The sequence below is a fragment of the Pseudoalteromonas sp. XMcav2-N genome (assembly GCF_024124545.1).
Lineage (GTDB): Bacteria > Pseudomonadota > Gammaproteobacteria > Enterobacterales > Alteromonadaceae > Pseudoalteromonas.
The window spans coordinates 248,514-269,281 of sequence record NZ_JAMXSF010000008.1 but is presented as its reverse complement, the minus strand read 5'-3'; the positions used below and the strand labels follow the sequence as shown (position 1 = coordinate 269,281).

Below are 20,768 nucleotides of genomic sequence, written 5' to 3'. Positions count from 1 at the left end.
ACGTTGATAGGCGAGATGTGGAAGTGGTGTGAGCCATTGAGCTAACTCGTACTAATTACCCGTGAGGCTTAACCATACAACGCCAAAGTGGTTTTGTTTGTTAGAAGTTAAGAATTAAAGTAGACGAAAGAATTTAATACGCTTTTCCAGATTTTAAGTAAGGTGACACCCTCTGCAGCAGTGCAGAAACCAGTTCACCTTGCGCAAATGAAATGCTCGCAAACAACGCGATATCATTAACCATTTGCACGTAAAGTTTATGCTTGGTAACCATAGCATTTTGGAACCACCTGACTCCATGCCGAACTCAGTAGTGAAACGAAATAGCGCCGATGATAGTGTGGGGTTTCCCATGTGAAAGTAGGACATTGCCAAGCTCCTAATAAAAGAAAGCCCGATTCGAAAGAGTCGGGCTTTTTTGCGTTTATGTCATTTCTAGAAGCGTGTAGATAGAGCTTTGTTGTCTATTCATTCATGAAGCTTGGTCCCATCGCGCATCTCGATAATTGCTCCTGCATTATTCTACTTCCCCACATCCATGTGGGTCCCTGCGCTCACCTCTTCGAACTGCGAAGCGTTGCTTCGGTTTCTCATCGCCCTTCGCGCATCTCGATAATTGCTCCTGCATTATTCTACTTCCCCACATTCATGAGGGTCAGTGCACTCACTTCCTCGACCTGCGAAGCGTTGATTCGGTTTCTCGTCACCCTCGCGTTCATTGCGCAAAGTAAATGTACTCGCGCTGCTCGCTATCATTGTACTTTGCACTTTCATTAGCTTAGCTCTTTAATTGCTTCACTAAGCCCATCTAAGGTTAGTGGAAACATGCGGCCAGCCATCAGCTCATCGATCAGGCCAATCGACTGGTAGTAGGGCCAGTGGGCTTTCGGCTGTGGATTGAGCCAGGCAACTTTATCAAAATGCTGAGTTAGCCTTTGTAACCAGACTGAACCGGCCTCCTGATTCCAGTGCTCAACACTGCCACCGGGGTAGGCTATTTCATAGGGGCCCATGGTGGCATCACCGACAAAGATCAGACGGTAATCCCGGCCAAAGCGGTTGATCAGCTGGTGTGTATCGAGCAAGGTGTTATCCAGCCTGTCGTTATCCTGCCAGACATGTTCGTACACACAGTTATGGAAGTAGAAAAACTCAAGGTGTTTAAACTCGCTGTGTGCAGCGCTGAATAGCTGTTCACAGATCTGGATGTGATCGTCCATCGAGCCGCCAATATCGAACAGCATAATGACGTTGACAGCATTATGCCGCTCAGGGGCCATTTTCACATCCAGCATACCGCCTTGCTTAGCCGTAGCCCGGATGGTTTCATTCAGGTCAAGTTGATCGCTGGCGCCACTGCGGGCAAATTTACGCAACTGTTTGAGTGCCAGCTTGATAGTGCGGTTACTGATGTCACTGTCTGCGTCAAGGTTGCGATACTGACGTTTATCCCAGACCTTGACTGCACGGCGGTGGCGACTGCCGTCCTGGCCAATCCGGACACCCTCAGGGTTATAACCATATGCCCCAAAAGGAGAGGTACCGCCAGTCCCCACCCATTTGTTGCCACCAGCATGTCGTTTTTGCTGTTCTGCAAGCCTTTGTTTTAAGGTATCCAGTAACTTGTCGAGTCCACCCAGAGCTTTCAACTTGGCTTTTTCTTCTTCACTCAGATGTTTTTCAAACTCTTTACGCAGCCAGTCCTGAGGCAGGGTGTTTTGCTGTAACTGGCTGAACAGATCCAGAGACTCAACCCCTTCAAAGTAATCGGCAAAGGCACGGTCAAACTTATCAAACTGAGTTTCGTCTTTGACAAAGATGGTTTTGGTCAGATGATAAAACCCGTCGATATCGGCAAAACACACGCCTTTATCCAGTGCATTGAGGCAATCCAGCAGCTCCCGCAGGCTAGCTTTCACCCCATAGCGCCTAAGCGTGAATAGAAAGTCGATCAACATGATCAGCGCTTACCTAAAAAGGCCAGTTTCTCAAGTAAAGTGACGTCCTGCTCGTTTTTCAGCAGTGCACCAAACAGGGGCATCAATCCGCCTTTATGGCTACGGTCCTGAAGTGTTTCGGGATCTATGTCTTCTGCCAATAATAGTTTGAGCCAGTCGAGCAGCTCACTGGTACTGGGCTTTTTCTTCAATCCCGCCACGCTGCGCAAGTCAAAAAAGACCTCTAATGCCTGTTTCACTAAGCGTGGTTTGATGGCCGGAAAGTGCACATCAATGATTGCCTGCATTTCTTCCTTGTCTGGGAAATCGATATAGTGGAAGAAACATCGACGTAAAAACGCATCGGGCAGCTCTTTTTCGTTGTTGGAGGTGATGATCACGATAGGGCGAACCTGCGCTTTAACCTGCTCACCGGTCTCATAAACATGAAACTCCATGCGATCCAGTTCAAGCAACAGATCATTAGGGAACTCTATGTCAGCCTTATCGATTTCATCGATCAGCAGGACAGGACGTTTGGCCTGAGTAAAGGCTTGCCAAAGCTTGCCCTGAATAATGTAGTTGCCAATATCATGTACGCGTGCGTCACCCAGCTGGCTGTCACGCAGGCGTGATACAGCATCGTACTCGTACAAGCCTTGTTGTGCTTTGGTCGTTGATTTAATGTGCCACTGAATAAGCTCTGTATCCAGACTTTTTGCCAGTTCTTCAGCCAGCAGGGTTTTACCTGTGCCAGGCTCTCCTTTGATCAGTAATGGTTTTTCCAGGATCACAGCTGCATTCACAGCTTGTTGCAGTGCCGTGCTGGCAATGTAGGACTCGGTACCTTTGAACATAAACTTCTTAACTCTGGTCTGATGAGTGATAGAATCCCAGTGTGCCACAGCGTGTAAGGACAGTGCAAATGCTCATCATTCGGCGACTCCCAGATACGCAAACCGTGGGCGCTGCTGCCCATCTACTTCGACCGTTTCACAGAACATGCTAAGTGGCCTGACCCAATGATCGAAGTTGCCATAGAGTGTTTGGTATACCACCATGGCTTCTCCTGTTTCACTGTGCGTGGCAACAAATAGCACCTGATATTTCGGGCCTTTGTAATGTTGATAAATGCCGGGTTTGAGTTCTTTGTTCACGGTCATAGCTCCAATTAGGTATAATGTCAGCGTTTTAATTAATAGGTATCAGACATGAATTATATTGCGCTCGATGCGTTCAAGAAAGCCTGGGTGTTTCGTCATCAGGATTTGCCCATTGATGAGGCCGACCTGGCTCGGATCAAGCCGATGACTGAGCAACGTGCGGCGGTACTGTGGACCACTATGGTCAGTCGAGAGCAGGATCATCCCGACTTTTTTACGCCCCATGACTGGCCAGGAAAAGAAGAAAACTGGCAGGAAAGCCTGGACTGGGAAGGGCCGTGGGAAGCCGGTGAAGCAACCCTGCCAGACACCATTTGTGACTTTCTAGATTGGGAAGACAACACCACAGTGTACTTTTGTATGTCGCGGGAGTTGATCATTGAAACCCAGTTCGATGTGTTTAAGCGGACCTGGCAGAACTTTATGTTTCTGGCGGATGGCAGCCTGTTGTTGGGTAAGAAGCGCGATACGGCGGTGATGTTCAGTGAATCCGGAGAAGCCAGGCTCGGTAAGCGGCCTAAAAATCCGTAAGGTCTTGGCGACCGGTTAGCGGTGGCTTTCATATTCGTGCGCTATATTTAACCGTGTGGTCGTGATATAACCTCTGTGTAAAGGAGGCATTTTGAACAGTCAAGGTCACACTAAGCAACAAAGCACGATATGGCAGGATGAAGCAACCCGGCTGGCGTATGCTGAGCTGGCTAATGTTTTCTATGCGCGTGAAATACCGGGCCTATCTGCTGAACCCGATCTGGACCGTCTGCAAAGGCGGCTAAGTAGCCTGCCTTACTATGTTGAGCGAGCCGCTACGCATATTGTGCTCGGTGAAGTTCCCCTCGAACTGGATAGCCACAACGGCTGCTGGTTGGCCAAGCAACGTAAATGCCCCCAATGGCACTGTAATGAAGCCAAAGCTTATTATACAACACATGCCTCTGTTGGTTTGGTGGTGCCTGTCATGGTCATCGACAGTGGTATTACTTGTGTGTATTTAGATACGCTGGATCAGACTCGCGACGGGCGTTGGCATTGTAATCAGTTTGGTTGGTTTGACTGTTCAGGTAATGCAATTGATGAAGATCAAGCGGTCGGTTTACCTGCAACGCGCTATTTACTCAAACCAAGTAAAGCGTTAATGACCGCTGCCTGTTGTGGTCACCGCTGGCATTATCATAAAATACTACCGCCCAGAACGCTGGGTTTACGCGAAATGTTACTGGCCAGCAGTGTGAACTGGGCAAACGTTAGAAAAAAACAACAACGCAAGTAGTGCACATTGCCAGGTGCAATGCATGATCCTGTAAAGCAATTAAGGTAGCCCGAATGCGATATTTTCAACTTGCATTGCTATGTCTGTGTGCATATACCCAATATAACTTGTGGTTTGGGCACAATGGTCTTGAAGACTTCAGGCGTATCAAAACAGCCGTAGACAAGCATCAGGCTGCCAATGCCGATCTGGCCAAACGCAATAAATTACTCAGAGCGGATATCGAAGATCTAAAGCTTGGACTCGAAGGGGTAGAAGAGCGTGCTCGTCATGAACTGGGTATGATCAAACCCAACGAAACCTTTATCCGCGTACTGTCAAAGAAGCACGATGAATAAATCAACTACAATTGCAGCGGTTGTTCCTGCTGCTGGCGTTGGGGCCAGAATGGGACTGAACCACCCTAAACAATACCTTAAAATTGGCGACAAAACCGTGCTTGAGCATACGCTCAATAAACTGGCTGCACTGCCACAGTTAAACCAAATCTTCGTGGCGGTAAGCGAAACCGATGGCTATTTTAGTGAGTTGTCACTAAGTGAACTGAACGTGAGGCGAGTTACGGGTGGGAAAGAGCGTGCCGACTCTGTTCTGAATGCTTTGCTGGCTATGCAGAACACGCCACCGGAATGGGTGTTGGTTCATGATGCTGCCAGACCTTTGGTAGAGGTAAGCGATATCACCACCCTGATTGAGCAATGCTTAGCGCATCAGGAAGGCGGCATTTTAGCGAGTAAAGTCAAAGATACCATCAAGCGCGGTACCAGTCACAGCGAAGAAACTGTGCCACGAGAGACCTTATGGCAGGCGCTGACACCCCAGTTTTTCCCATATCAGCAGTTGCTGAATGCATTGCAGCAGGCACTGCAAGACCAAGTTCAAATCACCGATGAAGCGTCGGCCATCGAGCATGCTGGGCTGCCGGTTCGATTAGTCAGTGGCCGCTCAGACAACATTAAAATTACCACACCGGAAGACTATGCGCTGGCCAGTTTTCTGATGTCACAACAAAGTAAAGAGAGGTCACTATGATTCGCATAGGTCACGGGTTTGATGTTCATAAGTTCGGTGGTGAAGGCCCGCTGACGATTTGTGGTGAGAAGATCCCTTATACACAAGGTTTTATTGCACACTCCGATGGTGATGTCGCTATTCATGCCGTGTGTGATGCGTTACTCGGTGCACTGGCTCTGGGTGATATTGGCAAACACTTTCCCGATACAGCGGCTGAGTTTGAAAACATCGACAGCCGTATCCTGCTGCGTAACGTCATGGAGCAAGTTAGTGAACTGGGTTATCAACTTGGTAATTTGGATGTGACCATAGTGGCTCAGGCACCCAAAATGCGTCCGCATATTGACGCCATGCGTGCGAATCTTGCGGCGGACTGTAATGCCGACATTGGCCAGGTTAATGTCAAAGCGACGACCACCGAAAAGCTGGGGTTTGAAGGCAGAAGAGAAGGCATTTCCAGCCATGCTGTGGTGCTGCTGACGAAGGTGGCTTAGTGTGAAAACCTGTGTATCTGAGCTCAATTACTTATATGGTGAACCGCAGGCGCATGCTGACTTTAAATCTCAGCCTGAAGATTTTATGGTTGATGAAATCCTCGACATTGAATTTACCGGGGAAGGCGAACACGTCTGCTTGCAGATTGTGAAGAAAGGCGAGAACACCGCCTTTATTGCCCGTAAGCTGGCCGAGTTTGCCGGCGTAGCGCCAAGGGATGTCAGCTACGGTGGACTCAAAGACCGTCATGGTGTCTGTACTCAATGGTTTAGTGTACCGGTGCCAATTAAGCAGTCACTGGATTTCAACGAACTTAACAGCGATAGCCTGTTTGTGCTTAAGCAGATTCGTCACAATCGAAAATTACGTACCGGATGTCACAAAGGTAATCGTTTTACCATCACGCTACGTAATGTCAGTGAACCACTGGATCTGTTGTCACGCGTTAACGCAGTGCGCCAGGGGGTGCCCAATTATTTTGGTGAGCAGCGCTTTGGTCATGATGGTTATAACCTGGAAATGGCACAAAGACTGTTTGAGGGAGAGCGGATCCGTGATAAAAAATTACGAGGTCTGGTAATCTCGGCCGCACGCTCACATATTTTTAATCAGCTGGTTTCAAGACGGGTTGCAGAACATGGTCTGGCAAAGACCTGGCATCGTGAAGTTTTTATGCTCAGTGGCAGCAATGCGTTCTTTGAAGAAGACATCAGTGATGAGTTGATAGTTCGGCTTCTTGAAGCGGATATTGTGTTGTCTGCTCCTTTGCTGGGCAAGGGCGAAAAAGGCCTTACTGCACTTGAGATAGAGTGGCTCAAACCCTTTGCACAATGGTGGCAGGGACTGGGCACTTTAGGGCTTAAAAATGAGCGCAGGGCGTTGCGGGTGATACCCGAAAACCTGCTTGTAAAATCCCTGGACGCTACAACAATTCAGCTTAGTTTTGATTTACCTAAAGGGTGTTATGCCACCGCGATACTGCGTGAACTGGTTCATCATGAGGATGTCAGCCATCGCAACTACGATAAAAAAGGAAGCAACCAAGATGAAGATACTGCTCAGTAACGACGATGGGGTACATGCAAAAGGCATTGACGTACTCTACAAAGCATTGTGTGAAATTGCTGAGGTTGTGGTAATTGCGCCCGACCGTAATTGTAGTGGTGCAAGTAATTCACTGACACTGATAAACCCATTGCGGGCAACGACACTGGATAATGGTTTTGTAAGTGTCAACGGAACCCCCACCGACTGTGTGCACCTGGGAGTGAATCAGCTGCTCGATGAAGCCCCGGATCTGGTGGTAGCTGGTATCAATAACGGCGCTAACCTCGGTGACGATACGCTTTATTCGGGTACCGTTGCTGCCGCGACTGAGGGTCGCCATCTCGGTTTACCTGCCATTGCTGTATCACTGTGTTCAAAACGTGAAGCACACTATGAAACTGCGGCGGCTGTTACGGTGAAACTCATCAAAGCACTGAAAAGCCACCCACTGCCCAAAGATCAGATCATCAATATCAATGTGCCAGATATCCCCCTGTCCGACTTAAAAGGTATGCAGGTGACTCGTCTGGGTGCCAGACATAAAGCCGAAACGATGACCCGGCAGCTGGATCCCTGGAACAGAGATGTCTATTGGTATGGTTCGCTGGGCCAGGAGCTGGATGCCGGTGAAGGTACAGACTTCTACGCTGTTAAACAAGGCTATGCGGCCATCACACCGCTGAAAGTAGATATGACGGCACATGAAAGCCTGGATTCTCTGTCAAGCTGGATAGCCGCTCAGGAGTAAGTACATTGCTCAAAAACTATAAACGCAGCGCGGAGGCATTGGTTGCAACACTCGCGCGCCATGGTATCAACGACCCTGAGGTACTGAATTGTCTGGAGATCACACCCCGGCATCTGTTTGTTGATACTGTGCTGCAACACAAATCCTATGAAAACACGGCACTGCCGATTGGACAGGGGCAAACGATTTCTCAGCCTCTGGTGGTTGCGCGAATGACCGAGCTGCTGCGCCAGGCCGGGGTAGTTAAAAAAGTGCTGGAGGTTGGCACTGGCTCTGGGTATCAGACGGCCGTGCTGGCTCAGCTGTTTGACGAGGTATACAGCATTGAACGGATCAAAGCACTACAGTGGCAGGCAAAACGTCGCTTACATATGTTGGATCTGTACAATGTTGCCATGAAGCATGGCGATGGCTGGCAGGGCTGGGCCTCGAAAGGCCCCTATGAGGGCATAATAGTAACCGCTGCGGCGGTACAAGTACCTCAGGCGTTGCTGGACCAGCTTTGTGACGGGGGCGTGATGGTGATCCCTATTGGTGGACAGCATCAGGTCCTCACCATGTACCAAAGGCAAGGTCAGCAGTTCATTGAAAATAAACTGGCAGAGGTACGTTTTGTTCCTTTAATTCCGGGTGCACTGAGCTAGACTTGACAAAAAAAGCGAGAAAATCCAGTTGAGTATGCTAAAGTGGATGGTCGAATTAACAAGCGGAAAGTAATCAAGGCATGAATCGGGCGCGCATCAATACTCTTTTGCTATTGTGCTATTTTCTGGCCGCATGTACCACGCCGCACTCCCCCGCTCCGGTTGTGAATCTCTCCAAAGGTAAGACCAGTTATCAACAAAAAATTCAAATAAAAAATAATCAATATAAGGTTAAAAAAGGTGACACTTTGTTTGCTATTGCTTTTAGTGCAAATAAGGATGTTAGGACTGTTGCCAAAATCAATAAAATTAAGCCTCCCTACACCATTTTCCCCGGTCAGATCATCTCATTAGACTATCCAAAAAAGGCGTATAAAGCGTCTAAAAAGCAGTCAGATCAAACTGCAAAATTAACCAATAAAAAACAAAAAAATAACATTTCACCGAAAAAAGAGCTTGATCGACCTAAGCAACGAGAGTATGTTCAAAAGCAAGCCAGCGAAAAATCCAGTCATACCAAACAGTTGTCAAATAATAAGGTACGATGGCGCTGGCCCGCAGTTGGTAAGGTGACCCGACGTTTTTCTGTCAAAGAAAACGGCTATAAGGGAATTCAGATTACAAATAAAAAGGGAACATCTGTTAAAGCTGCGGCAAATGGCGTTGTTGTATATGCAGGGAGTGCGTTACGGGGATACGGCAATTTAATCATACTTAAACACACAGATGATTATCTTAGCGCGTACGCCCACAATTCCAAATTGCTAGTAAGAGAGCAGCAGCAAGTTAAAGCTGGGCAAAAAATTGCCGAAATGGGAGATACAGACGCATCATCTGTTGCGTTGCGGTTTGAGATCCGTTACAGGGGACAGGCCGTAAATCCTGGTAGGTACTTGCCTAAAAAATAGCCTATCGACGTAATGATGGAAAACTGTCACTTATTCGCTTGGGGGGATGCTTATGGCTCAAACAGCAAAATTGAATAGTAAAGTAAATCCAGAATTGGACGAGAAGTTTGAAGATGTTTCAGTAGAGGAGCCCAAAACGGAGCTGCTCGAAGATATAGAAAATGACGAAGAACTTTTCGCCAAGGACGACAGCGTTAAGAATTTGGATGCAACCCAATTGTATCTGGGAGAAATTGGCTTTTCGCCTCTGCTCAGTGCCGAGGAAGAAGTGTACTTCGCACGTAAGGCGCTGAAAGGGTGTGAGGCGTCACGTAAACGTATGATCGAAAGTAACCTGCGACTGGTTGTAAAAATTGCGCGGCGTTACAACAATCGGGGACTGGCGTTGCTTGACCTGATTGAAGAAGGAAACCTAGGCCTGATCCGAGCCGTTGAGAAGTTCGATCCGGAACGAGGTTTTCGCTTTTCTACTTATGCGACCTGGTGGATCCGTCAGACTATTGAGCGGGCCATAATGAATCAGACTCGCACCATTCGCTTACCTATCCATGTGGTCAAAGAGCTCAATGTGTACCTCCGTACAGCACGTGAACTGACTCAAAAATTGGATCATGAACCGACTGCGGAAGAAATCGCAGAGTCACTCGACAGACCGGTTGAAGATGTCAGTAAGATGCTGCGTCTGAACGAGAAAATTACGTCTGTGGACACGCCTATCGGCGGGGATAATGACAAAGCGTTATTAGACATTATTGCTGACGAGCGTGGTTACGAGCCGGAAAGCGAAGTTCAAAATAAAGACATTAACCGCCATATCGTTGACTGGCTGGGTGAATTGAACCCGAAACAAAGAGAAGTGCTTGCACGTCGTTTTGGCTTGTTGGGGTATGAACCATCGACTTTGGAAGATGTGGGCCGTGAGATCGGCTTAACCCGAGAACGTGTGCGTCAAATTCAGGTTGAAGCACTACGACGTTTAAAAGACATCCTGCAGCATGAGGGCTTGAGCACAGATAGCTTGTTTGAACAAATGTAAGTGGAGTAGCAGCGCATGTTACCTTTTCTCCTGTATTCTAAGCGCTGAATAGCCACGTTATCGTTGAGTCATTCCGTAGTTTGAATGACTCTCGAATATCCTCCCAGAACACATTTCCTACACTGCTTTATATTTCTTTAGCCCAGTCAGACGTCAGATAATAAGTCAGAAACACCTTGTTATAATGAACGTATTAAGCGCTCAGGCTGTGTAATTCGATTATTCATAAAGAGGTATTCTCCTCCGATATATGGCTCTGTACAGCACATCTCACTTGCTTTGATAGTCAGCAAAACCCTGAATTCATAAATTAATCACCCCGACCCTGATAAGGCCCGCCATCCTGTGCTCAAATTGCCTCAGTCTCATATTCAAAACCCCATCATCCCGGCCCTCGAGCCGGGAACCATTCCAAATACAACACACATACCACAGATAGTAACGGGTGGTATGTTGCGCCTGAGTAATGCCATCTTGCGGAGTCGCCTGTGAGTAGAACCCGTGTCGAGCACGGGATGACTGGGATGGGGCATAGGACAACGGAGCTGGCGTTTAGATGACGGAGTACATGATGTATTCAATTATTCCGCACTCAAAACCCTGTCATCCCGGCTCCCGAGCCGTGAACCATCCAAAAGGCAATACGCTCAGCGAATCTAGTATACCTTGTCAGCATCCCAAGCCCGCTATTCTGCATTCAAAGCCCGTCATCCCGGCCTCCGAGCCGTGAACCACCCAAAAGGCAATACGCTCAGCGAATCTAGTATATCTTGTCAGCATCCCAAGCCCGCTATTCTGCACTTGAAGCCCGTCATCCCGGCCCTCGAGCCGTGAACCACCCAAAAGGCAATACGGTCATCGCATCTAGTACACCTTACCTGCACACCAAGCCTGTCATCCCGGCCACCGAGCCGGGAACCACCCAAAAGGCAATACGGTCATCGCATCTAGTACACCTTACCTGCACACCAAGCCCGTCATCCCGGCCTCCGAGCCGGGAACCACCCAAAAGGCAATACGGTCATTGCATCTAGTACACCTTACCTGCACTCAAAGCCTGTCATCCCGGCCTCCGAGCCGGGAACCATTCCAAATACAACACACATACCACAGATAGTAACGGGTGGTATGTTGCGCCTGAGTAACCCATCTTGCGGAGTCGCTTGTGAGTAGATCCCATGTCGAGCCCGAAATGACAGGGTAAGTGCATAAAGCGACATAACTGAGTTTATAAATCACCCATAAAAAAGGGCTAAACCCTAAGGTTTAGCCCTCATTAAAAAGCCTGGGGAAAGTGCTTATTGAGCTTTTGCGTTTAATGTTACGCCAGAGAAAGTTCTGTACGCGTTAAGACCGAAGTACCAGGTACCCGCTTGTGGGTTAGTGAAAGTACAAGTCTCTGCGTTACCACCTTTATAAGGACGGCAATCGTAGCTAGAGCTGGTAGGTGCACTACCTTGCTTAACGAACAGGTCAGCGTCGCCAGTACCACCAGAGATAGTTACTGTCAGGCTGCTCATACCCGCAGGTACGTCTAGTGATTTCTGGATCCAGTTGCCAGTGCTTGCAGACAGGTTAGACTCTGTTAGTTCAACAGGACCAGTTGAACCACCTGCAGATTCAGCTTTCAGGCTCACACCGCTGTATGCAGAGTAGCCGCGCATCATAACGTGGTAAGTACCAGTAGACGGGTTATCAATTGTACATACTTCGTTGTTACCACCTTCGTATGGACGACAGTCGTAAGTTGACTGAGTCGGCTTAGCATTTGCACGTACGTACAGGTCAGCATCACCAGTACCGCCACTCATAGTGAAGGTTACTTTGCTCACGCCACTGCCTACCTCAAAGGTGTAGAAAGTTTCGCTGCCCGCGCCGCCAGAAAGGCTAGTCTTAGCTACGCCATCTTCCAGCTCGTTACCGCCAGTGCCGCCCAGTGCTGCATCGACCGCTGCAGACGCATCGATGATACCAGTACCACAGCTGGTACATGTCGCAGGGAAGCTACGTGTTGTGCTCTTCAGGATGCTCTCTACTTCATCAGGTGTTGCAGAAGGTTTCGCTTGCTTGATAAGTGCCGCTACACCTGCAACGTGAGGTGCCGCCATTGACGTACCTTGTGAATATGCATAGCTGTCGCTTGAAGGCGTGTTGCTGCCTGAGTTGTAAGTAGACAGAATACCTTCTGGGTCATTCGCAAAGCTTTGCGCGCCGCCTGGTGCTGCAACGTCAATGTTTGAACCGTAGTTTGAGTAGTAAGCACGGCCACCGTTACGACCTACAGATGCAACGTTGATGATGCCTGAACAGTTACCTGGGTTATAGTTTGCAGAGTTATCATTGTCGTTACCGGCTGCAATAACAATGGTTGTACCGTTGGCACGTGCTGTGTTGATCGCGTTTTGAGTCGTAGAGCTACACGCACCGCTGCCACCTAAGCTCATATTAATAACATCAGCCGGGTTAGAGTTAGCAGGTACACCTGATACTGAACCACCTGAGGCCCAGACGATAGCGTCAGCGATATCTGAAGTCAGACCACCACACTTACCAAGTACACGTACAGGCACAACTTTTGCGTCGTAAGCAACACCGGCAACACCTTCACCGTTGTTAGAAACTGCAGCAACCGTACCCGCTACGTGTGTACCGTGCCAGCTTGAGCTGCGCGCGCTGTGCGTGTAACCACACTCGTTTGCAGATACCGCATCACCCGGGTCACGTGCGTCGCTGTCACGACCGCCGCCATCGTTGGCAACAGACAGATCAGAGATCATGTCGTAACCTGGTAGAATGTTTGCGTTCAGGTCAGCGTGTGGACGGTAACCTGTATCAAGAACAGCAACAACTACGCCGTTACCCGTTGCTTTGTCCCATGCCGCAGGTGCGTTGATACCGCCAGCTGCTTCAAAGTAATGCCACTGATCAGAATAACGCGGATCGTTAGGCGTCGCGAAAGGCTGTAACATTTGGTCAATTTCGATGTACTCAATGTTGCCAGTAGCAGACATTTCCATCATCAGGCTTTGTGCTTCAGCTGCACTCAGCTTTTGATCAACACGCATAACGTGGTGGTTGCTTAGCGCCATCTTGCGAACGTACTTAGTTTTCAGTGAAGATTTTTTCTTGCTTTTGAAGTTCTTCACGAAACTTTGTGCACGCGAGTTCATCATAGCTGGTGACATGTCGGCACCAGAAATAGACATAAGCTGATTGCTGTTATCTTTATATTTAATGATGAACTGGGTACCGGCAGTGTTCTGGCTTTGCATTTTCTGGCTCAGTTGAGCAATGTTTGCGTTGTTATTGAATGCTTCAACGTTGTTAGCCATTGCATTAGAAGCGGCGAACATGCCTGACATCGCTAGCGCGACAGCGCCGATTTTTAAGTTGCGTGTTGTCATTATTATGATTCCTAGTTTCTTACTTGTTGTTGTTGTTCTGTTTGCGTGTGCAAGCAGATGGTTATCGAAGGTAAAGAACTGGTTAAACTATTTAAAGTGCTGTTTTGTTATTTACACTATTGTTTTTGTTATAAGCGGATGGCTAAATAGTTCAATTATGACAATAATTCTTTGTTTTTATTGCATAATTATTGTTTGTTACAGTGTGAAGTATGAATTAGTTAGTATTGTAAACGATTGTAAATGGTTAATATTTTATTACTAGTTGTGATAAAATTATGTGCCTTTGTTTGCTAAATAATCGCATTACTCCACCTCCAGGGCATAAGTTGATACAATAAGCGCATAACTTTTTCAGGACACAATATACAATGTTGAACTTTGATGTGGTGATCATCGGCGCGGGCGCGGCTGGCCTGATGTGCGCGGCACAGGCTGGGTATCGGGGGCGCAGTGTCGCGGTGGTCGATATGGGCAAAAAAGCTGGTCGAAAAATACTCATTAGCGGTGGTGGTCGTTGCAATTTTACCAATGAAGGTGCTGCGCCACAGAACTATTTATGCGCTAACCCCCATTTTGTGAAGTCCTGCCTGAGCCGTTACACCCAGCACGACTTTATCGAGCTGGTGGACCGCCACGGTCTGGCTTATCACCATAAAACCCTGGGTCAGTTGTTTTGTGACAACAGTGCCCAGGATATCGTCGATATCCTGTTAACCGAATGCGATTGGGCCGGAGTTGAAGTATTTCTGCGTAACGAAGTCATTAAGGTCGAACGCACCGAGGCCAGCGGATATATCGTCACCACCTCTGAGCAGGTGTTTAGCTGCCAGTCTCTGGTCGTGGCCGCCGGCGGCCTGACCATGCCCAAACTGGGCGCCACGCCCATTGGTTACAAAATTGCCGAGCAGTTTGGCCTGAAAGTACTGCCGACCATGGCGGCACTGGTGCCTTTTACCCTGCACGACCACGATAAAGCCCGCTTTGATGGCCTGGCGGGTGTAAGCCTGCCTTGCACAGCACAAAGCGAAGACGGCACCCGCTTCAAAGAAAACCTGCTGTTTACCCACCGTGGCCTGTCTGGCCCCGCAATTTTGCAGATCTCCTCGTTTTGGCGCGCCGGGCAGGGCGTGATTGTTAATCTACTTCCCGATATCGATATGCACGTACAGCTGCACGACTGGCGTCAGGAACAAGGTAATAAGTCTCTGAAAAACCTGCTAAGTACTATATTACCTAAACGCTTTGTTGAGGTATTAATCAACGAGCAAACCGTACCAGAAAAAAATGCCAACCAGCTCAGTCACAGCGAAATCGACACGCTGGCCCACGCCCTACACCACTGGCACATTAAACCCAATGGCACAGAGGGTTACCGCACCGCCGAAGTCACCTTAGGCGGCGTCGACACCGACGAACTCAGCTCCAAAACCTTCGAAGCCAAAAAAGCCCCGGGCCTGTACTTTATCGGCGAAGTCACCGATGTCACCGGCTGGCTCGGCGGCTACAATTTCCAATACGCTTGGAGCTGCGGCTGGGCGTGCGGACAGGCGTGTTAAGATTTAATTGATACCACATCTGCTAAACTGGATACTCTGTTATTAATAAACAGTTCAGCACGCCGTGTAGCACGAGTCTTATATAGGCACCTGTTACTTCATCATGCTTGAACGGCTATGTATCCAAAATGAGTCGGATCAGAAACTTACCCAACTCAGAGGTGTAAAATTTTTGGGTGACAACCAGCTCACTGTCCCATCCTGGCGTATCGAATGGCAATGGGTAAGTTTCACATCCAGCACGTTTGGCTATGTCACTCAGTGAGGCAGGAACGGTGGCAATGAGATCTGAGTGTGCAACCGTCTCGACCAAGGGTAAAAATTGCGCACAGGTCATCGCAATCGTGCGTGTTAAGCCTTGCTGTTTCAATATTTCATCAATGACCCCAATCTGATCACCTTTGAGTGTCATCAGGACATGTGGGGATTCGAGATATTTCTCAAGAGACAGGCCTGCTGAGCGGGTTGAATAGCGCTTGCTGCTAATTGCTATAAACCTGTCGTGCCACAAATGCTTTCGATAAAACCTAGCCGGGAGTGCTTTGAATGTGCCTATGACAATCTGTGTGCTGTCATTGTCCAGTTTGTCAAAGACTGTCTGTTTATCCAACTGCACAAAGTTAAGCGTAATTCCGGGCGCACAGGCTCTTAGTTTGGAAATGAGTGCAGGGGTTAATGATGTGATAGCTAAATCGGAGGCTGCAATCACGATTTGCTCTTTGGCTGTTGTTGGGTCGAACGCTTTGGGCGCAATCATACTGTTAATATTTGCCAGGATGGCCTGAACCTGAGGGGCCATGTCATCCGCTCTGGTTGTGGGGATCACACCGCCTGCGCTTCTTTGAAATAATGGGTCATCAAATTGCCGTCGTAAACGGCTTAACGCATTGCTCATGGACGACTGTGCCAGCCCAATACTGTCGGCCGCTTTACTCACGTTACGATACTGATATATCGCATTGAATACCTTGAGCAGATTCAGATCCAGTGTATTAATATTCATTTTATCAATATTTAAAGTCCAGATAATCCATTTCTACTATATGCCATGGCTCCTTATAGTGTTAGTGACAAAGTGAGATATAACACCTGAGAAAGCGTGTTTGCCTTACCAGGCCACTCACAGGCGGTGTGCTGTGTGGCCAGGCGGTAAATACTCTGTTTATCAGGTTCTTGCAAGCAGACACTGACTTTGTTGTTCAGAAACAGACTGATATAACGCTAAGGTAGACAATCATGACTGCATTAAGTAAAGACTTACCGTTTTTCCATGAAGATAAAAACGCACAAACATTGCCTTCTCTTAGGACCTACAGAACACTTGGTAATACCGGATTAAAGGTTTCACCCATTGCTTATGGTGCAGGCACATTTGGAGATGCCTGGGGAGAGGCCTGGTCAAGCGGCAAAACCCAGGCTGAAGCTATTTTTAATCATTACGTAAATGCAGGTGGCAACTTTTTTGATACCTCGGATGTTTATCAGGACGGCCAGAGTGAGCAATGGTTGGGTGAGTTTACGCGCAATGCAGGGAATCGTGACCGACTCGTAATTTCAACCAAAGGTACTCAAAATCAATATGCGAACGATCTCAATGGTGGTGGAAACGGGCGCAAACACATTATTAAGGCTGTAGAGGCATCGCTTAAGCGTTTAAACACAGACTATATTGACCTGTACTTTTTGCACCAGTGTGACAGATTTACGCCACCCGAAGAAGTCTTGTCGACGTTTGAAGTCCTCATACAGCAAGGGAAGATTAGGCATTACGGTCTCTCAAACTTTCCGGCCTGGTACACCACAAAACTGCAATTGCTGGCATATCAGAGCTTTCGAAACCCCATCGCGGCTATCCAGAACCAGTATAGTCTAGTGGCGCGCCACAGCGACTATGAGCATTTACCTATGTGTCAGCATTTCGATATTGGCTTTATGGCGTGGAGTCCGCTGGCTAATGGACTGTTAACTGGGAAATATCAGGTGGATGAGCTGGGTAGTTTAACCGGGCAGGGCCGTCTGACGGACACCTGGACAACCGATCCCAGTGTGGCGCACATGGCTACGAGCCAGAATATCTCTGTCATTAAAACGCTTATTGAGATCGCACAAGCATCCGGGCATACCCCGTCGCAGATAGCGCTGAACTGGCTGGTCAAACACCAGGGGCTCACATCACTGGTGATTGGTGCTCGCAAGCTGACACAACTTAAAGAGAATTTGGCTGCGTTGGAGTTTGAGTTAACCGCTGAACAAACCCACACATTGGATCAGGTCAGTCAACCACTCGCTATATCGCCTTATAACTACCATACCGCTGAGATGCAATCGCTGATCCATACAGGCACACGTATTGAAAAACTATAAATTGAGCAAAGAGGTTTACATGAAAAAAGTACTTGTTTTAGGCGCCAGTGGTTTACTGGGCCAGAGTATCGTGAACAAACTGGCGGGCGCAGCTGAAGTGATTGGTGCGTCAATGAGCGACGCTGAGTATCCGGTCGATATATCTAACCCCGAATCGTTACAGGCCTTGCTAGCCAAAGTAGGAAAAGTCGATGCCATTATTTGTACAGCAGGTGTGGTTAATTTTGTGCCCTGGCAGCAGGCAACTGATGCCGATTGGAAATTTGGCATTAGCAACAAAATGATGGGGCAAATTAATTTGCTTCGTTTTGGCACTCAGTATGTCAATGAGGGTGGGGTGATTGTCGTGACAACGGGGATTTTGGCACAAAATCCGATACCAGGGAGCAGTGTTGTCTCAGCAGTGAATGCTGCGGTCGAGTCTGTCGTACATGCAGCCAGCCTGGAAGTCGAGGGCGTCCGATTTAATGCCGTTTCTCCTGGATGGGTAAAAGAGACCATGGAAGCAATGGGGATGGACGCCACTCCCGGACTCCCAGCAACAGAGGTAGCTCAGGTCTATGTTGACCTGATTGAGCACAGTACCAGTGGTGAGATCCACCTGGCCGTAAAATAAATCGGTTTCGGTGCTGCTACATGACGGCGGCACCAGTTGATAAAATAGAGTACCCATTATAAAAACGATATCCGCCCGGAGAGAAGACATGTATCTATATATTCAGTTCATCATAAAAGATCCCGCAGCATTTCAGTTATACGCAAACAGTGTCGGTGAAACAGTGCAGGTTTACGGAGGAAAAACCCTCGCGGTGAATAAATCACCCGACCCAATTGAAGGGCAAGTGGTTGCCGATGTTTGCGTTATTCAACAATGGCCCTCACAAGCTGCTGTTGAAAAGTGGCTAAATTCAGCGGAGTATGCGCCACTGAAGCAACTACGAGATGAGTGTGCGACGGAAAAATTAGTGATGATACCGCTGAGTGATGTGTCTCAGTCTTAGGTCTGGGCGTGGGTTGTACTGTCTGTGGCAGACGCATACGTTGCGAAATTCGTTGTTACTTAATGGCATATTGTACAGCAGTGAACTTTGCATGTTGATTTTATTATGCTTAAATATCAATGCGTTATGTTTTTAAATAAACTTCAGGCAAGTCAGGTGTTGTGGTTTTGATGGCTGCTATAGTTACATTATACTAAACCGGGTTAAGGGGGATGTATGCAGCACGTCTTTTCGAAAATTTGTACCGCAAATGCACAGTGTGGTGTCCGTGATAAAACGCATTTTTAAGACGTGCTGGAATGTAAACGTCTGGTTTTTATGTCTCTTAGTGAGTTCGGCTTTTTCTCCTGTTGCTCAAAGTAAAATGCTGCGCTTTGGCGTAGACCCCTGGCCACCATTTGTCATTGTTGAGCAAACACGAATCAGTGGTATCGATGTTGATATAATCCGACATCTGGCAGACGCTCTTAACCTCGACCTTGAGCTGGTTCGCTGCCCGTTTAAGCGTTGTCTGCGAATGATGGAGATCGGTGAACTAGATATGCTGGGCTCCTTGCAAAAGCTCAAAGACCGTGAAGTCTATATGCAGTATCTGGAACCTAGTTATTACACTGCGAATAAAGTGTTCTATACCCTGAAGGGGAGCGAGGTTAGCATCAACGCCTATCAGGATCTCGAGCGCTATATTCTCGGCGTGACACTGGGCCATAAAAATGACCCCCAATTCGATGAAGATACCGGTCTCACAAAATTCGCAGCGGTAGATACAGACAAGCTATTTAGCCTGCTGATGAAAAAGCGTATTGACGCTGCACTGAGTGTGGATGTGCGCTCTGATCATTATTTAAAAACCCACAATCTAGGCCAATATATCCACAAGGCACCATTTTACTTTAAAGGCACACAAGGTTATCTGGCTGTATCGCGTGCGTCTAAGCTGCTCGAACGGCATGAGGAGATCGAACGTATGCTTGCTGGCATGGTAAATGATGGCACCATAGCCAGTATGATTGACGCTATGGTACGTGAAGATGTTGAAAAAGCGCCCCCGACGCGCTAAACATGCACCTGTTCGTTTCCCCTCCAAACTAAAATAACTGTTGTTTCCAGTGCTTAATTCGATGCATCAGGCAGCGCAATGGCGTTTCTGAGTCGTTATGTTTGGGGTTGCAGTCAGAGAGTTTGAAGGAAAATGGGGTGGTGCTTTTGATTGCTGGCACAAACGTGGATTCGGTGTGATGAAAGTGGTGCTCAAAAAAAGCGGCATTTAGCCTGGCAACGTCCAGGATAGCGTTAACTTGAGGTGTCTCTCTCAGCCCGCTTTTTAGCCAGTCTTTTAGTACCACAATGTCAGAAAAACTGACGTGATTGAGCGATTCAAACAACGCTAAATAACCTTTGTTGTGTACGTTGATAAAGATTTCGCTAAAGTATTCTTCGTCTGCCTGCACGTACATAAAAGGTTGTGCGATGGTGATATCTTGCCAGCCAAATACAGTGCCATCCATATTAACAATAGCCGTTACTTCGGGGGTTTTTGCCGCGGTATAAAACGCCGCTGCACCACCGTAAGAATGACCCAGAATACCTACCTGGCCATTGAGTGTATTGAAAAACGGGCTTTGCGGGTCGTGATCCATTTGTTTTATTTTAGTCAGTACAAACCGCTGATCTGCAGACCACATGGGTAAATCAATGCCCAGATCATCTGATGGCAGCTCTGTTGTTTTTATCGCTTTTGAATTGGGCGGCTGATAATAATCCGAGCCAAAACTGTGATTGATGGAAGCGACCAGGTATCCCTGGCTGGCGATATGTGCAGCCATGATGGTAAACAACTCGGGATTCAGGTAATAACCGTGGGAAAAAATGATCAGGGGTAAAGCGTCGTGTGACAGATGTATTTCATTCTCTGCGGCAATGTTCCATGTCATTGCGCTCAGCGGAGCGATATGTGTCATATCTGCGTCTGTATCATAAATCAGCCTGTGCGAGCGCGAAAACTGATTGTCTAACAGCGGTAATCTCCGGGGGCTGGCGGTTAGCTTGGTAGGGTAAAAAAATCGCACACCAAGTTGCCTGGGCGCGTTTGGTTGTGTCCTGTGGCTGTGACGGTTTGAGTCCTCAAAATGCATATAATGCGTGCCAACCGGGTGTGCCAACGGCAGAATAAGTGTA

21 protein-coding genes and 1 rRNA gene are annotated in these 20,768 nt (G+C 47.9%); 16 read left to right on the top strand and 6 right to left on the bottom strand.

Features of this window, described 5'->3' with window-relative positions; genetic code table 11:
- Nucleotides 1-262: 262 nt before the first annotated feature.
- Nucleotides 263-377 (top strand): 5S ribosomal RNA (rrf, locus tag NH568_RS12960).
- Nucleotides 378-773: 396 nt separating this feature from the next.
- On the opposite strand, the gene NH568_RS12955 is transcribed toward rrf, so the two are convergent.
- From NH568_RS12955 to NH568_RS12945, 3 genes are all read right to left on the bottom strand, one after another.
- The gene (locus tag NH568_RS12955; protein WP_253047994.1) at nt 774-1,958 is read right to left on the bottom strand and encodes a VWA domain-containing protein; all 1,185 of its coding nucleotides are present in this window, start codon (nt 1,956-1,958) and stop codon (nt 774-776) included.
- Nucleotides 1,959-1,960: 2 nt separating this feature from the next.
- Entirely contained in the window at nt 1,961-2,794 is an 834-nt protein-coding gene (locus tag NH568_RS12950) for a MoxR family ATPase (protein ID WP_253047992.1), read from the bottom strand.
- A 75-nt stretch (nt 2,795-2,869) separates the two neighbouring features.
- Nucleotides 2,870-3,100 carry a DUF1653 domain-containing protein gene (locus NH568_RS12945; RefSeq protein ID WP_253047990.1) on the bottom strand — a complete coding sequence of 77 codons (231 nt, stop codon included), beginning with the start codon at nt 3,098-3,100 and terminating at the stop codon, nt 2,870-2,872.
- 48 nt (nt 3,101-3,148) lie between these two features.
- Here NH568_RS12945 and NH568_RS12940 point away from each other — a divergent pair, with 48 nt between their 5' ends.
- The 10 genes from NH568_RS12940 (at nt 3,149) to rpoS (ending at nt 10,262) form a co-directional block, all read left to right on the top strand.
- Nucleotides 3,149-3,631: a DUF2947 domain-containing protein gene (locus tag NH568_RS12940; RefSeq protein WP_253047988.1), complete on the top strand. Its 483-nt coding sequence runs from the start codon at nt 3,149-3,151 to the stop codon at nt 3,629-3,631.
- Between the two features lie 91 nt (nt 3,632-3,722).
- A complete protein-coding gene (locus NH568_RS12935) occupies nt 3,723-4,370 on the top strand; it encodes a hypothetical protein (RefSeq protein ID WP_253047986.1) in 648 nt (215 codons plus the stop codon).
- A gap of 53 nt (nt 4,371-4,423) precedes the next feature.
- Nucleotides 4,424-4,708 (top strand): cell division protein FtsB, encoded by a 285-nt coding sequence (gene ftsB, locus NH568_RS12930; protein WP_010383879.1) that lies wholly within the window; start codon nt 4,424-4,426, stop codon nt 4,706-4,708.
- Nucleotides 4,701-5,402 carry a 2-C-methyl-D-erythritol 4-phosphate cytidylyltransferase gene (gene ispD / locus NH568_RS12925; protein WP_253047984.1) on the top strand — a complete coding sequence of 234 codons (702 nt, stop codon included), beginning with the start codon at nt 4,701-4,703 and terminating at the stop codon, nt 5,400-5,402. Before ftsB ends, ispD begins: the two co-directional genes overlap by 8 nt.
- Nucleotides 5,399-5,878 (top strand): 2-C-methyl-D-erythritol 2,4-cyclodiphosphate synthase, encoded by a 480-nt coding sequence (gene ispF, locus NH568_RS12920; RefSeq protein WP_253047982.1) that lies wholly within the window; start codon nt 5,399-5,401, stop codon nt 5,876-5,878. The genes ispD and ispF overlap by 4 nt, the downstream gene beginning before the upstream one ends.
- Nucleotide 5,879: 1 nt before the next feature.
- Nucleotides 5,880-6,944, top strand: coding sequence for a tRNA pseudouridine(13) synthase TruD (locus NH568_RS12915; protein WP_253047980.1), 1,065 nt, complete (start codon nt 5,880-5,882; stop codon nt 6,942-6,944).
- Complete coding sequence (gene surE, locus NH568_RS12910) at nt 6,925-7,674, top strand: 5'/3'-nucleotidase SurE (RefSeq protein ID WP_138546103.1); 750 nt, start codon at nt 6,925-6,927, stop codon at nt 7,672-7,674. Before NH568_RS12915 ends, surE begins: the two co-directional genes overlap by 20 nt.
- 5 nt (nt 7,675-7,679) lie before the next feature.
- Entirely contained in the window at nt 7,680-8,318 is a 639-nt protein-coding gene (locus NH568_RS12905) for a protein-L-isoaspartate(D-aspartate) O-methyltransferase (protein WP_253047978.1), read from the top strand.
- An 80-nt stretch (nt 8,319-8,398) separates the two neighbouring features.
- On the top strand, nt 8,399-9,226 hold the full coding sequence (locus tag NH568_RS12900) for a peptidoglycan DD-metalloendopeptidase family protein (RefSeq protein ID WP_253047976.1): 828 nt from the start codon (nt 8,399-8,401) through the stop codon (nt 9,224-9,226).
- Between the two features lie 52 nt (nt 9,227-9,278).
- Nucleotides 9,279-10,262: an RNA polymerase sigma factor RpoS gene (gene rpoS / locus NH568_RS12895; RefSeq protein WP_054016062.1), complete on the top strand. Its 984-nt coding sequence runs from the start codon at nt 9,279-9,281 to the stop codon at nt 10,260-10,262.
- Between the two features lie 1,298 nt (nt 10,263-11,560).
- Here the strand turns inward: rpoS and NH568_RS12890 are convergent.
- Entirely contained in the window at nt 11,561-13,666 is a 2,106-nt protein-coding gene (locus tag NH568_RS12890) for a S8 family peptidase (RefSeq protein WP_253047974.1), read from the bottom strand.
- A 371-nt stretch (nt 13,667-14,037) separates the two neighbouring features.
- Here NH568_RS12890 and NH568_RS12885 point away from each other — a divergent pair, with 371 nt between their 5' ends.
- The gene (locus NH568_RS12885; RefSeq protein WP_253047973.1) at nt 14,038-15,225 is read left to right on the top strand and encodes an NAD(P)/FAD-dependent oxidoreductase; all 1,188 of its coding nucleotides are present in this window, start codon (nt 14,038-14,040) and stop codon (nt 15,223-15,225) included.
- Nucleotides 15,226-15,340: 115 nt separating this feature from the next.
- Here NH568_RS12885 and NH568_RS12880 read toward each other — a convergent pair whose 3' ends face one another.
- On the bottom strand, nt 15,341-16,228 hold the full coding sequence (locus tag NH568_RS12880) for a LysR family transcriptional regulator (RefSeq protein WP_253047971.1): 888 nt from the start codon (nt 16,226-16,228) through the stop codon (nt 15,341-15,343).
- 233 nt (nt 16,229-16,461) lie between these two features.
- Between NH568_RS12880 and NH568_RS12875 the strand changes: the two genes are divergently transcribed.
- The 4 genes from NH568_RS12875 to NH568_RS12860 all read left to right on the top strand — a co-directional run bounded on the left by NH568_RS12875 (nt 16,462) and on the right by NH568_RS12860 (nt 19,650).
- Nucleotides 16,462-17,589, top strand: coding sequence for an aldo/keto reductase (locus NH568_RS12875; protein ID WP_253047969.1), 1,128 nt, complete (start codon nt 16,462-16,464; stop codon nt 17,587-17,589).
- Between the two features lie 19 nt (nt 17,590-17,608).
- On the top strand, nt 17,609-18,205 hold the full coding sequence (locus NH568_RS12870; protein WP_253047967.1) for a short chain dehydrogenase: 597 nt from the start codon (nt 17,609-17,611) through the stop codon (nt 18,203-18,205).
- An 88-nt stretch (nt 18,206-18,293) separates the two neighbouring features.
- Nucleotides 18,294-18,590 carry a DUF1330 domain-containing protein gene (locus NH568_RS12865; RefSeq protein WP_253047965.1) on the top strand — a complete coding sequence of 99 codons (297 nt, stop codon included), beginning with the start codon at nt 18,294-18,296 and terminating at the stop codon, nt 18,588-18,590.
- 328 nt (nt 18,591-18,918) lie between these two features.
- Nucleotides 18,919-19,650, top strand: coding sequence for a transporter substrate-binding domain-containing protein (locus tag NH568_RS12860; RefSeq protein ID WP_253047963.1), 732 nt, complete (start codon nt 18,919-18,921; stop codon nt 19,648-19,650).
- A 28-nt stretch (nt 19,651-19,678) separates the two neighbouring features.
- Here the strand turns inward: NH568_RS12860 and NH568_RS12855 are convergent, their stop codons facing one another.
- Nucleotides 19,679-20,725 (bottom strand): hypothetical protein, encoded by a 1,047-nt coding sequence (locus NH568_RS12855; protein WP_253048010.1) that lies wholly within the window; start codon nt 20,723-20,725, stop codon nt 19,679-19,681.
- Between the last annotated feature and the right edge of the window lie 43 nt (nt 20,726-20,768).

Coding starts and splice junctions, on each gene's coding strand:
- NH568_RS12955 (WP_253047994.1), bottom strand. CDS start 1,958: ATGTTGATCGACTTTCTATTCACGCTTAGGCGCTATGGGGTGAAAGCT.
- NH568_RS12870 (WP_253047967.1), top strand. CDS start 17,609: ATGAAAAAAGTACTTGTTTTAGGCGCCAGTGGTTTACTGGGCCAGAGT.
- NH568_RS12950 (WP_253047992.1), bottom strand. CDS start 2,794: ATGTTCAAAGGTACCGAGTCCTACATTGCCAGCACGGCACTGCAACAA.
- NH568_RS12900 (WP_253047976.1), top strand. CDS start 8,399: ATGAATCGGGCGCGCATCAATACTCTTTTGCTATTGTGCTATTTTCTG.
- NH568_RS12875 (WP_253047969.1), top strand. CDS start 16,462: ATGACTGCATTAAGTAAAGACTTACCGTTTTTCCATGAAGATAAAAAC.
- surE (WP_138546103.1), top strand. CDS start 6,925: ATGAAGATACTGCTCAGTAACGACGATGGGGTACATGCAAAAGGCATT.
- ispD (WP_253047984.1), top strand. CDS start 4,701: ATGAATAAATCAACTACAATTGCAGCGGTTGTTCCTGCTGCTGGCGTT.
- NH568_RS12945 (WP_253047990.1), bottom strand. CDS start 3,100: ATGACCGTGAACAAAGAACTCAAACCCGGCATTTATCAACATTACAAA.
- NH568_RS12885 (WP_253047973.1), top strand. CDS start 14,038: ATGTTGAACTTTGATGTGGTGATCATCGGCGCGGGCGCGGCTGGCCTG.
- ispF (WP_253047982.1), top strand. CDS start 5,399: ATGATTCGCATAGGTCACGGGTTTGATGTTCATAAGTTCGGTGGTGAA.
- NH568_RS12940 (WP_253047988.1), top strand. CDS start 3,149: ATGAATTATATTGCGCTCGATGCGTTCAAGAAAGCCTGGGTGTTTCGT.
- ftsB (WP_010383879.1), top strand. CDS start 4,424: ATGCGATATTTTCAACTTGCATTGCTATGTCTGTGTGCATATACCCAA.
- NH568_RS12880 (WP_253047971.1), bottom strand. CDS start 16,228: ATGAATATTAATACACTGGATCTGAATCTGCTCAAGGTATTCAATGCG.
- NH568_RS12855 (WP_253048010.1), bottom strand. CDS start 20,725: ATGCATTTTGAGGACTCAAACCGTCACAGCCACAGGACACAACCAAAC.
- NH568_RS12865 (WP_253047965.1), top strand. CDS start 18,294: ATGTATCTATATATTCAGTTCATCATAAAAGATCCCGCAGCATTTCAG.
- rpoS (WP_054016062.1), top strand. CDS start 9,279: ATGGCTCAAACAGCAAAATTGAATAGTAAAGTAAATCCAGAATTGGAC.
- NH568_RS12890 (WP_253047974.1), bottom strand. CDS start 13,666: ATGACAACACGCAACTTAAAAATCGGCGCTGTCGCGCTAGCGATGTCA.